At 65.9% G+C, this 11,853-nt stretch carries 7 protein-coding genes and 3 pseudogenes; 4 read left to right on the top strand and 6 right to left on the bottom strand.

What is annotated here, in order from left to right; genetic code table 11:
* Positions 1-232 precede the first annotated feature (232 nt).
* A complete protein-coding gene (locus ACFZBD_RS34805) occupies positions 233-682 on the top strand; it encodes a transposase (protein ID WP_391147683.1) in 450 nt (149 codons plus the stop codon).
* A gap of 215 nt (positions 683-897) precedes the next feature.
* On the opposite strand, the gene ACFZBD_RS34800 is transcribed toward ACFZBD_RS34805, so the two are convergent.
* The gene (locus tag ACFZBD_RS34800; RefSeq protein ID WP_391147681.1) at positions 898-1,668 is read right to left on the bottom strand and encodes a hypothetical protein; all 771 of its coding nucleotides are present in this window, start codon (positions 1,666-1,668) and stop codon (positions 898-900) included.
* A gap of 765 nt (positions 1,669-2,433) precedes the next feature.
* Between ACFZBD_RS34800 and ACFZBD_RS34795 the strand changes: the two genes are divergently transcribed.
* Entirely contained in the window at positions 2,434-3,534 is a 1,101-nt protein-coding gene (locus tag ACFZBD_RS34795) for a hypothetical protein (RefSeq protein WP_391147679.1), read from the top strand.
* Between the two features lie 125 nt (positions 3,535-3,659).
* On the opposite strand, the pseudogene ACFZBD_RS34790 reads toward ACFZBD_RS34795, so the two are convergent.
* From ACFZBD_RS34790 to ACFZBD_RS34775, 4 genes and pseudogenes are all read right to left on the bottom strand, one after another.
* A pseudogene (locus ACFZBD_RS34790) lies at positions 3,660-4,207 on the bottom strand (Tn3 family transposase).
* Positions 4,204-4,922: pseudogene (locus tag ACFZBD_RS34785) on the bottom strand (Tn3 family transposase). The pseudogenes ACFZBD_RS34790 and ACFZBD_RS34785 overlap by 4 nt, the downstream one beginning before the upstream one ends.
* Before the next feature lie 591 nt (positions 4,923-5,513).
* Entirely contained in the window at positions 5,514-6,308 is a 795-nt protein-coding gene (locus ACFZBD_RS34780) for a hypothetical protein (RefSeq protein ID WP_391147678.1), read from the bottom strand.
* Between the two features lie 162 nt (positions 6,309-6,470).
* Positions 6,471-6,680 (bottom strand): DUF4158 domain-containing protein, encoded by a 210-nt coding sequence (locus ACFZBD_RS34775; protein WP_391147676.1) that lies wholly within the window; start codon positions 6,678-6,680, stop codon positions 6,471-6,473.
* Between the two features lie 2,275 nt (positions 6,681-8,955).
* Between ACFZBD_RS34775 and ACFZBD_RS34770 the strand changes: the two genes are divergently transcribed.
* Complete coding sequence (locus tag ACFZBD_RS34770; protein ID WP_391147674.1) at positions 8,956-10,212, top strand: protein-glutamine gamma-glutamyltransferase; 1,257 nt, start codon at positions 8,956-8,958, stop codon at positions 10,210-10,212.
* 511 nt (positions 10,213-10,723) lie between these two features.
* Here ACFZBD_RS34770 and ACFZBD_RS34765 read toward each other — a convergent pair.
* Positions 10,724-11,251: pseudogene (locus ACFZBD_RS34765) on the bottom strand (transposase); the annotation flags it as partial.
* Positions 11,252-11,389: 138 nt separating this feature from the next.
* On the opposite strand from ACFZBD_RS34765, the gene ACFZBD_RS34760 reads away from it, so the two are divergent.
* The gene (locus tag ACFZBD_RS34760) at positions 11,390-11,542 is read left to right on the top strand and encodes a hypothetical protein (protein ID WP_391147671.1); all 153 of its coding nucleotides are present in this window, start codon (positions 11,390-11,392) and stop codon (positions 11,540-11,542) included.
* The last annotated feature ends 311 nt before the right edge of the window (positions 11,543-11,853 follow it).

Raw genomic sequence — 11,853 nt, 5'->3', positions numbered from 1 at the left:
GCTTCCTCTTCTTCCCCATGCTCTCCATGATGAACATCATCCTTCCGGGGCCCAAGCCCCTGATCTCCGATGTCCGTCAAAGCGAAGCAAGCCCAAGGGTCCACCAGCACCGGTAGGCAAGGTAAAGACCGTCTCGGTCAAGCGCGAAGGCCGTAAGTGGTTTGTCGTCCTGACTGCCGAACAGGTCGCCCCATAGCCGCTGTCGGGGGCCGGCTCCGTGGCCGGCATCGACATGGGCATCGCCAACTTCCACGTCGACTCAGACGGCCGGTTCGTGCCCAGCCCGCGTTACGGCCGCCGCGCCGCCCACCGGTCCGCCACCACACAGCAGGCTTTCGCCCGCTTCGGCTGGGCACGGCGGGGCTACCGCACTGCCCGTCACCGCTGCACCGTGGAGAAAGCCGCGGCCCTGCACCGTAAGGTGCGCCGCCAGCGTCTCGACCACGCGCACAAGACTGCTCTTGATCTCGTACGCAAGCATGACGCCATCGCGCACGAAGACCTCAAGATCCGCAACATGGCCAAGGCACCCGCATACAGGCCCGACCCCCGGAACAGACGGGCAGCTTCCTGCCCAACGGGGCCGCCGCGAAGGACGGACTCAACCGCTCGAATACGGATGCCGGATGGGGGGTTTTCACGGTCCCTGCGAACAAGGCTGAAGGCGCCGACCGGGAAGTGATCGCCGTGGACCCCCGCAACACCTCCCGGACCTGCCCCCCCATGCAGGCACGTCAGCGCGGAGAACCGGCCCACACAGGAAGAGTTCCACGGCATCTCGTGCAATCACAGCGCGCACGCGGCCACGGTGGAGCACTCAACGTACTACGGGCCGGGCTGGCCCGCCGCAACGCCAACGAGGCAAAGCGAGAACCCGGGGTGCCGGTAGGAACGCTGTCACCAGCCGTAAACGGGGAGGGTCATGTGCGGCGGCGTGCGGCGGGGTCGCGTTCGGCGACGTGTCGGGCGACGGAGTCGATGCCGGGGCGGGCATATCGCTCCAGGGATCGGACTGAGGCGTGGCGGGAGCGGGCCAGGAGCATCGGGGTGGAGGTGCCGTCCTCGGCGTCGTGGGTCAGGGCGCTGTGGCGGAGCCGGTGGAGTGTCCAGCCGTCCAGGTCCTCGATGTCCTCGGGTGAGGCGAGGGGATTGGCCAGCAGCCGCGTGTTCTCCTCGAAAGATCTCCTCGGCCCGGCGGTAGGAGAGCCGGGCCCGGCTGGTCTCCGGACTCATGTCCAACGTCGGCATTCCAGCCGGGGCCCTGCGGTCGGTGAGGAACAGCGGGCCGCGGGTACGGCGGCCGATGAGGCGGGGCAGCAGCTGGGCAGTCCCGGACTGCCAGTGGATCCACTCGGTCGCGCCGCCCTTGGCAGTGATCTTCCCGCGCTTGTCCTGCGGGTGCAGGTCTTCCACGTTCAGGCACAGCACCTCATCCGCCCGTGCGGCGGACTCGGAGAGCATCTTCCACTGCGCCTTCTCCCGCAGGGCGACGTCGAGGCGCCGCAGGGCGGCGATCTGGTTCTGCGCCAGGGCCTTGATGCGGTCCGGCGGTGCTGGCCGCCGCTCGATGCCGATCGTAGGATCGCATTCGATCCAGCCTTGACGCTGCCACCAGCCGATCGCCTTGCGCGCGATGGAGAGCTTCCGGTTGACGGTGTCGGCGTCCATCTCGTCCGCCCGTGCCGCCGCCAGCTCGGCCAGCCTTCGGCAGCGCCGGGCCGTTGATCCCGGCGACGGGGAAGGCGGGCGGTTTCGCGCCCCGGCAGGCCGGTCCGGTTGGCGCGGGTTCGCCCGTCAGCATCCACCCCCAGGTCGTGAGCGACATTCGGTAGATCCGCGCGGAGGACTTCGCGATTCCCGCGCCGGTGAGGTACCGCTCGACCGCCGCGGTCTACGACGCGGGAGGGGCGGACACGGGCACCACCCGGGCGCGCGGCGGCCGGAGCGTGCCCCCGCTCCTGAGTTCGGTCACCGGTTCGATCGCCACGCCGGTCCTGCCCTTCCGGCACTGCCGCAGTAAATGCGTACACCTCGCCCCTGCGGCCGGAACATCTCGCCGCAGGTAGCGATGATCACGATAGGGGCTCTGCCGCAGTAGATCCGGCATTTACCGCGGCCGACACCTCTGTGCAGAGGAAGGGGACCGTCGGTTTAGCAGCCAGTTGGGGGAGTGACCGTGCGGCCAGGCCTGAAAGACAATCGGGCGTCCGGATTGTCGCTATTTTCATAGAATGGACTGACTGTGAGTCATGCGACGGGGTTGAGTCTTCGACGGCGTCTGCAGGCCCCGTGTTACGCGGCGCCCCGCCGCAAGGCCGACTGATGCCGAGCACGCTCCAATCCGGTACCAGCCAGCCGGGAGTGATCCTGCCCGGTCGTGGCGAGCCTGACGCAGTGCCCGCGGCTCCCCATAGACTGGAGCGGTACGGCCGAATGGCCTGGCCGGCGCTCGCGGTTTACGTTTACAGCGCGATTGCCCACCTGGCTCTGCTCGTCCTGATGGCGGGGCCCGGCGGTCCAGGGCTCCTGGACAGGCTGCTTGCCTGGGACGGAGGGCTGTACACGGCCATCGCCGCTCACGGATATCCCGACAGTTTCACCTATGGGGCCGACGGGAAGCTGACCGGGAACACCCTGGCGTTCTTCCCGCTGTTTCCGCTGCTGAGCCGCGCTGTTCACACGCTGACCGGACTGGACACGGGTCTGTCCGCTGTCGTCGTCGCGCACCTGTCCCTGATCGCTGCTCTGATCGCCGTGCAGCATCTCCTGACCCGGCTGTATGGGCGGCGGACAGCTGTCACGGGCATCATCCTGCTGGCGGCGGCGCAGCCCATGGCGATGGTCTTCTTCATGGCCTACGGCGAATCCCTCTTCCTCGCGCTGTGTGCGGGAGCCCTTCTGGCCGCACACCGCAAGGCCTGGCTCGCCGCCGGCGCCCTTGCCTTCCTCGCGGGCCTTACCCGGCCTGCGGCCGTCTCCATCGCCGCGGCGATCGCCGTCGCCGCCGCGCTGCACCTGTACCGCGAACGCCGGTTCTCCTGGCGCCCCCTGGCCGCGGTCGTCCTCGCATGTATTTCCACACCAGGCTACCTCTGGTGGGTCGGGCACCGGCTTCATCGTCCGGACGCCTATTTCCTCATCCAGGAAGCCGGCTGGACTACCCACTGGGACAACGGACGGGCCTACCTCGGCTTCCTCCGCGAGACTCTGGCCAAAGGCGACGGATGGGTCCCCGTCAGCACCGCCATCCTCACACTCGCCCTTCTTTGCGCCACGGCCATAGCGTGCCGCCGTACCACCTGGCCCCCACTTCTCGTCTACGGGTGCGCCATCGTGGTACTCGCCCTCGGCCAGAGCAACTACTACCACTCCAAACTCCGCCTCCTCATCCCCGCACTGATCTTCCTCGTCCCCCTCGCCCGTGCTATCAACAAGACGAGCGCTCGTACCGCCGCCATCACACTCACCGCAGCAGCACTCTTCGGCTGCTGGTACGGGGCCTACATGCTCACCACCTGGCACTACGCCATCTGACGGCAAGGAACCGCTTATCGACCAACCGCTCGACACGGTCGTGCTCCTTTCGGGATGGCCGTGATGGACTACGGAATACCGTGGGAGGGAACCTGAGCCGCGTCAGGTTCTGTACGGGTGCGGGTTCATTCGTTCCCCACGATGGATTGCTCGACATGGTCGGCCATGTCCCGGGGGGCCGGTGCGGATGCCGCAGCAAGGGCGAGGCGGGCTCCCATATCGAGGTTCACCTCACCGTACGGGCGGACGCGGGACGAGAAAAGCGGGGCCAAGCCTCGCCGGTCGGCGGGGGTGAGCAGGTCGGCCCACTCGGGTTCGCCGAGGACGCCCTGGAGCATCAGCGTATTCACGTAGACCAGCGCGGATTGCAGGATGCGCAGGCACAAGACGAACATCTCCTGCTCGTCGCGCCGGTTGGAAGCGATCTCCCCGCCCTTGCCGTAAGCGATCACGCTGTTGGCGCCGTTGGAGGACTCCATGACGTTCAGGCCCTCCTCGATCTCCCGCTGGAAGTCACGCAGCCGCAGGTAGCGGGCCACGAAGATGGTCTTTGGGCGCGGCTGACCTCCAGCATTGCCTCGTAGGTGGGGTGGGAGGCATTGCGGGTGAACCTGCGCAGGATCGCCTCGGTGGATGCGGTACGGGTCCGGATCGCGGTCGCACACTTGATCATCTGGTCGTACTGCTGGGCGATGAGTTCCCGCGGATCGGCCGGGTCAGCGCCGGGGCCAGCCGCGGGTAAGCGTCCGGTTCGCCGACCGCCGGCCGGTACAGCTTGACCTTGTTGATCCGCTTGATACGCGGGAGCAGGTCGAAGTTCAGCAGCCTGGTGATGCCGAACCCGACTTCCGACTGGCCATGCGAGTCCGTGTAGTTCGCCTCGACGTCCATGGTGGTGCCATGTCGCATTGCGCCCTCGATCATGGCGGCGACCTCGGAGGCGGTGCAGTTGATCAGCTGGGAGTGGATGGACAGTGACTTTTTCTCCACATGCCAGTAGATGAGCACCCCGCGGCCGCCGTAGCGCGAGTGCACTCGGTGAACAGGTTCTGGTCGTACGCCCGGACGTGGGTGGAGTCGGAGGCCACCGCGGTCGAGCCCTGACCCCACAGCTTGGTGCTGCGGGCGGCGAAGGTGGAATTCGCGATCTGCACGGCGATGGCGCGGGCGGCCTCTGCCGACAAGTACCGGCGTCGCACATACCGCAGCTCGTCCTCGGTGTGCCCGTGGCCGCCCGACGCCACGGCCTTGATCCCGGTGTTCGTCCCGTACGCGTAGATAACCAGCAGCAAGCGTTCGGCCAAGACCTCCGGTGAGAGGCTGCCGCCGCCGGAGACGGAGGTGACCGCGTCCAGACAGCCGGTTCGCAGCGCCGCCTCCCTCAGCATGTCGACCAGCGGCACGATGCCCCAGCGCCTCTATACCTCGGCCTTGAATCCTGCGCAGGCTGCGCGGCTCCGGCTGGGCCTCGGCCGCCGTGAGCCGGATCGCACCCGACTTCCGCTCTACGATGTCCAGCCCGGACAGCTTCGGCAGCTGATTGTTCAGCATGGACAGTTCGGCTGTCATCTGATCGCGCAGTTCGTCGATGAACTCCGAAGCGTCGAGCCGCTTCCGCAGCTCCCGGTAGTTCTCGGCACGCCGGGCCTCGAAGTCCTGTGTAAGGTCCTCGTCCGGGTTGCGCCACCTGTCGGCGCCGACCACCCAGATCTCCTTGCACTTGCGCTGATCGCGCAGGGCCTGGAAGGCAACGACCTCGTAGACTATGCGCACCACCCTGCGCCGGCCACGCTGGTCGGTGCGGTGCACGACCTCCGCCCAGTCACCGCCCATCGCCTTGTGGACCGGCACCGTCTCGCCCAGCGGGTAGTATGTCGTGTTCCCGGCGCTCGCATACCGGGCCACCAGTGCCAGAGCCTCGGTCACGGGTCGGTGGGCGTGGTTGCTGGACCGGAACTCCAGCACGTCCAGCAGCTTGATCAGCCCGCGCCGAAAGTGGTTGGTGTACGACGCCTACAACATGGTCTGCACCGTCCGCCGGTAGACCGGACCGCGGGTCTTGAACTCGTGCACCAGCTCCTGCAAGGTCTGCTCGCCGCCGGACACGCCGGGAACACGACCTGCCGCACCGTCCCTTCCGGGGCACCGAGCGAGGCCTGGGCAAGCTTGAAGAGGGTTTTCTCCTTGCCCGACACCTTCTTGAACGCGTTGACCAGCTGCTCGGTGACCTTCTTCTCCGCCCGTGCCCCGATCCGGTGCACAGTGGAGATCAACAGCTCCACCAGCGTGTCTGTGATCTCCCGCTCCCGTTCGAGCAGGAGCGCGGCCGGCAGCGTCACCCGCAGGGGCATCGGGTGCGTCCGCAGATGGGAAGGCGATTCCACCGCGGCCCGCGCCCGCCAGCCGGCCAGTACCTTGGGCGCCCGTCGACGAACAGATCCGGCGGCAGGCCGACTGCCCGCACAGCCAGCAGCTTGTGGATCGGTGAGCATCGTCTCCAGGCTCACGTTGCCCGGCGCTTCCTTGATCTTCCCCAGCACCGGCGGCCCGTCCTCGCCGTTGATACCTCCGTCAGGCCCTGCCTCGTCGTCCTGGTCGGCGCCGTCGGCCACCAGAGCCGCAATCCGCTCAACGCTCTCCGAGGACAGCCGCGAGGAGATCCGGGCCATCAACGCCTCCTCGGCCGCCCGCAGGGCAGCCGCCACGATCCGGTCGCACCGCCCCGCCGTAGGAGGCTCAATGCTCTCGACGCAGCAACGCGCCAGCAACTCCACCCGCACCTGCTCGCGCCTACGTTCCCTGTGTGCAACGGGCTCGGCCAGATGAGCCGTCAGCTTCTCCGTATCCGCGACGCTGCACTCACGGAACCCGAGATGCCCCCGGATCTGCGCGCGGTGTACTCAACTGTGCGGCCCGTCCTTTCGTAAAAACCCAGCTCAGACAGGAACCTGCACCTGCCGAGCCACGAACTCCACGGCCTCGCCAGGCAGCTCCGCCCGGCCTCGGGGGAACCGGCCGTACTGCGTGTAGAACTTCAGCAGTACGGCGAAGCCCATGCGTGTCGCACCGCGCTTGCCGGACACAAGCACCTGCAGCAGCGTCCAGTGCTCGACCAGCTCATCTAGGTCCAACGGGGTACGGGCCACGTTCGCAGATCGTCCTCGTGGGCTCACGCACCGCAGCCGTACGCACCAGGCTCACCTGCACGAGGGATGCCCCTCGCAAGATCACCGCCGTCTGCGGCTGGTGACACGGTTCTTACAGCACCCCAACCCCCTCCTTTAGGAGGGGGAGGAGTCATTCGCCTCACGTCCGAAGCGAGATGCCGAGGTAGCGGGAGTAAGGCGGTGTGCGCTGCTTCACCTGGGCCAGGATCGGCGCGCTGCGTACCAGGGTTCCGGGATCCGCCAGGCGTTGTACCGCTTCCCTGGGCGCAAGGACAGGTTCCGTGTTAGAGAGAGCAGTGATGCGCTGGGCGCGGAGCTGAGTCAGCGCGCTCGGGGCGGTGTCACGGTGGGCGCCCATAGCCTGGGTGGCTTCGCGGCAGTATCCACGGGATCAGCGTCCAGCAGTTGGCAAGCGCTCTCGAGCAGCTGCTCACGCGGAACCTGGGTGACGCGAGCTTTGGGCCGACCGGCGCGAGCTGGGTTCTTCGGCCGGGCTGCGAATGCTCGGACGGTTTCCCGGGGCCAGTGCTCGACCCCCCCGACCACCGTCATGTGGCGGGCGAGCATGGGGTGAGGCTTGTATGTGTCCCAAGTGCGGGGTGAGATGGTGAACATGTGGGCGCACTCGCGGCGGTCGAGGAGGTCCTGGTCGTCGTCTTGCAGGGGGAGGGCCGGAATCGGTTGCCCGGCTAGATAGGCGTCAACCTGTTCGGCGTCGAAGAGCAGAATGCGCGATCCGTGCGAACTGATCGGCGGCGGAAATCCCGGAGCCCGATAGGGCTTGGCGCTATGGTAGGTGGAGAGAGCCACCCCCTGTAGCGCAGCCAGGTCAGCGAGTGTTCTCGCCAAGTTCCTGCGTCCCGCACGGATCATGAAAGTGCCTCCCCCATACGCATGCGACCTGTCTTGCGCAGCCCTCTTGAGACTGTACCGAACTTCGGTAGTGCGGAAGTGGTATCAAGGTTCCGATCCGCCAAGTGGCAGCCGCGCCATCCAGGCCGGGGTCGAGCGTGTCTCCGTGTCAGAGCATGGACAGTGCCCACCGGGGCGCGCGCGGCGGGGTGCTGGAGTTCCGTCCCCAGCTGGCAGGTGACTTTCGAGCAGGGGAGTTGTACATGTCGGTCACGCCGCTGAGGTGCAGCGCGGCGGACGGGCGTGGGATCCGGGCATGCTGGCGTGCAGGCCTGTCCCACTTTGCTGACGGGCGCTTTGCCGGCCGACAGCCTTGTTGGAATCAGCCGCAGCCTACTGACCTTCCCGACTGGGGGACGGGCTGAGCACCGGGCCGCTGGGACCGGTGCTCATGTGCTGGGCTGGCCTGGGGGACTGAGACCCGCGACAGCCGTGGCGAGTGTGCCCTCTCCGTCGCGCCGCAGATGGTGCCCGTACCTGGTCAGCAAGGGCGCCGGTATAGCGCTGGGCCTTTGACGGATTCATCGACCGGGTTCCACCTTTACGGGGGGGTATGCCAGGGCGTTGGTGACTGCGAAGCGCAGGAGGGTTCGACGTCTCGCGAGGCAGAAGAGAGCGAGAGTGTGTGGGCCCTGGCCGCTTTTCTGGGGGCAGCAGGCGTGGTCGAACCGGACGCGTGTCCGGCTAACTCCCTATGTAAAGAGTGGCTCGTTTAAGGCCATTGTGTTGCCTGGGAGCTACCGCAGGGTCATGATCGCTTTTTATGCAAAGCCGATCAGCAGCCGGGAGGCAAGACGTGATACGCCGAATAGCTGCCGGGTTCCCACGGCCGCCGCCGTGACTGGCGGATGGCACTCGCCCTGGAGCACAGGAGTCCTGGCCGAAACGGGTCTCTGCATTCAGCCGATGCGCAATGGGTGCTTGGCTGCAGCGGGCGCATATTTCGCAGGTGCCGGCCAGTAGTTCAGCCGCAGAGTGGTGTCCAGCAGCGCTCTGATGGTTCAAAGGGTGTTTGCGACCGAGCGTAAGCGTGGGGGCCACCGGCTTGCAGGTTTCTGTCTGCGTCGAGGTCTTGCAATCCCCCACTCGGTCGCCCGCTGGACCCGCACGCCGGGGGCGGGCGCTGTTGAGATGACAGGACCGCTGACCGGGTGGCTCCGGGCCTGACCTGTCGCGGAAATTGCGCCAACCAGGCCGCCGCGTCTTGGCGCGCTCACACCGAGGCATTCCTGTCGGCGCCGCAGGTCGCGTGCGCCTACGTCGGTGCCGTGAACCTTATCCGCGCTGCTTCTCCTAGACGTGTGTTCATATCGCTTTATTCCATCGCAGGGGAGTTGTTTTTATGTACAGACGCCCAGGATTTCTCGCTGTCGCCACTGTGAGCGTCGTAATGTGCGGCGCTGGACTTATGCCGTCAGTTAGCCAGGCTGCTGCCGATCCCGGCAAGGAGGAGAAGGGCCGATCGTATGCCGAAACGCATAGTCTGACGGCTGCTGAAATCGCATACATCAACGATCTGAACAAAAGGGCTCTGAATCTGGGCCAACCCGGGAGGCTGCCGGGGCCGGCACTGCCGAGCGCCGGCCCGTTCTCTCCGGAGTCCACTTGGGCAGACGATAGGGTTACCCCGGAAGCTGAGCCACTTAACAGGATGCCTGACGCCTACCTGCCGTTCGGAAGCAGGGCTACTACGGGTGTAAGCAACTACATACGCAAGTGGCAACAGGTCTATAGCCACCGCGACGGCAAGCGACAGCAGATGACCGAAAGTCAGCGAGAACAGCTGTCCTACGGTTGTGTCGGGGTTACGTGGGTCAACTCGGGACCCTACCCGACGAATAAGCTGGCATTCTCCTACTTCGACGAAGATAAGTACAACGAACTGAACAGCGCGGGCCCCAGTCCTGATGAAACGCAGGCAGAGTTCGAGGGCCGAATCGCCAAGGAAAGTTTCGACGAGGAGAAGGGCTTCAAGCGGGCGCGTGACGTGGCATCCGTCATGAACAGGGCTCTGGCGAACGCCCATAACGAGCAGGACTATATCACCAGCCTTAAGGCGGAACTCGCGAAGAATGACGATGCTCTGCTCCATGAGGATACCCGGTCAAGCTTCTACTCCGCCCTAAGGAATGCGCCGTCCTTCAAGATGGCGAATGGAGGCAACTATGACCCCTCCAGGATGAAGGCAGTAATCTACTCGAAACACTTCTGGAGCGGACAGTGGGGCGCTGCGGATAAAATGAAGTATGGTGATCCGGACGCCTTCCGTCCGGACCAGGAGACAGGTCTTGTCGACATGGCGAGGGACAGGAATGTATCGCGCAGTCCCGCTACTTCAGGCGAAAGCTGGATCAACTTCGACTATGGTTGGCTTGGGGATCAGGCGGAAGCAGATAGCGACGAAACGATATGGACCCACGCCAACCACTACCATGCGCCCGATGGGGGTATGGGTCCCATGCAAGTATACGAAAGCAAGTTCCAGAGCTGGTCTGCTGGGTACGCAGACTTTGACCGGGGAACCTACGCAATCACATTCATACCTAAAAGCTGGAATACTGCTCCCGCCAAGGTGACGCAGGGCTGGCCGCTACAGTAATCGGCATTTAGCCGCCCGTTCCTGCCGCGGTATGTTGCGAGTATTGATTTTGGCGCTGTCGCTATTTCCGTGCACTGAGGAATTGGGCTAGGTGTCTGGATCTTGAGGTACGGGGGCGCCTCATGAGGCGTGCTCCGATTGGAAATTAGGCTTTCGTCTCACGGAGCTCGAGCCCGATGCGCGGGGTTCATTTCGATCATGCACGTGGCCCTGCTCGGTAGCCTGAGGTTTGCGACAACATCTGATCTCTACCGAGGCAGGGTCATCCCTGATCTTGCAGGGTATCCCCGCCTAACCTCAATCTTTCGTGACGGCCCGTCGGCTTCTTCGGCGGGCCGTTTCGGTTGTTCAGGTCGGTGGCGGGCACGTTGATGGCCCGGCTGTCGCGTCGGGTGGGCGCCGGGTTCCACGGCTCCGGTTGGGGTGATGCTGCTCGCAGGGACGGAACGTGCTGGTCAGCCGGGTTTTGGGAGAGCTTCGAGCCGCGCCAGCGCGTCGGTGATCACGTCGCGAAGCCCATCAGGGGGTGGTGTCCGAAGGTCTTCTTCCAGGTCGCGGCGGCGTCCTGCTTCTCGGAGTGGGCCACCACGAGCACCCCGTCCAGGTCCACGATCACCTGCCCCGCGGCATCCGGCGCCGCAGTACCGGCCAACTTCCAGACGCGCTCACGCGCTTCGGCCCGAGCGGTCCTTATCGCGGACAGGGCCTTCGGCCCAGCTGCGGCGAGGGCTTCGACGAGCCGGGAGACCGCCGGGTCGGAGGCCACCGGCCCGAACACGCCGGGCTCGGCCCGCAGCGTCCCTACATCCGCGAGGCAGCCCCCGCTCATCGCGACCGCGAGGGCCACGTCCAGCAGGATCTTCCCCGGATCGTGCACCGCCCGCGGCCGCCGCCACGGCGCGAGCGCCGCCGGTTTCACCTGGTCCATCCCGGCCTTGCGGACCGTCTCGACCAGCAGCACGGCCCCGGCCTGGGACACCACCCCACGGCCACCGCCCTCGATACGGACGCGTGGATAGGACCCGATACGCTTCTTCACCTGGGAAGTGCCTCCGACGGTGGCAGGAACAAGGACCTCGAAAATCCTCATTCTTGCTGTTCAGAGGCACTTTTCGCTTACCTGACCACCCGTCGGACAGCCCACTTCATGAAAAGCGCGAGGTTAGGGGATAGGGCCATGAACGTTGCCAACCCGGCCCTGTGCGGGCTCTTCGCGGCGATCGTCTGGGGCCTGTCCGCCAACATGAGGGCCCTCAAAAACAAAACCACCGAGGACAGCGTCCGGCGCGACAGCGGTCATCGCACCTCCCCGATGGGCGGTGACCAGTGACCGCGCTCCTGCCCGACAGCGCCGAGGGCGATGGCCAGCTGATCGGCCGCTGATACACGGCGGCTCTTCACGGCCGCCGGGGCGTGGGAGTAGTGGTCGCGGCGACGCGCCAGACGGCCCAGACGGTGCCGTGGGTGGTGAAAAATTAGGTTCTGCTGGACGTGCCGGATCCCATCAAGTACGGGTCATGGAGCCCCGGCGGGCGAGCAGGGCCTGCCCCGTTATGTTCTTCGCGGTCCTGCAATGGGGCTGCTGGCCTGCGGGCCCGGCATGACTGTTGCCCCCTGTCGAACGGATGACCTGGGGGGTGG

Source organism: Streptomyces sp. NPDC008121, from assembly GCF_042957155.1.
Lineage (GTDB): Bacteria > Actinomycetota > Actinomycetes > Streptomycetales > Streptomycetaceae > Streptomyces.
The sequence above is the reverse complement of the archived record's forward strand: the minus strand, read 5'-3'. Positions and strand labels throughout refer to the sequence as shown.

Excerpts from the sequence above, each read along its gene's own strand:
- ACFZBD_RS34760 (WP_391147671.1), top strand. The coding sequence starts at position 11,390 with ATGAACGTTGCCAACCCGGCCCTGTGCGGGCTCTTCGCGGCGATCGTC.
- ACFZBD_RS34795 (WP_391147679.1), top strand. The coding sequence starts at position 2,434 with ATGGCCTGGCCGGCGCTCGCGGTTTACGTTTACAGCGCGATTGCCCAC.
- ACFZBD_RS34770 (WP_391147674.1), top strand. The coding sequence starts at position 8,956 with ATGTACAGACGCCCAGGATTTCTCGCTGTCGCCACTGTGAGCGTCGTA.
- ACFZBD_RS34805 (WP_391147683.1), top strand. The coding sequence starts at position 233 with ATGGGCATCGCCAACTTCCACGTCGACTCAGACGGCCGGTTCGTGCCC.
- ACFZBD_RS34800 (WP_391147681.1), bottom strand. The coding sequence starts at position 1,668 with ATGGACGCCGACACCGTCAACCGGAAGCTCTCCATCGCGCGCAAGGCG.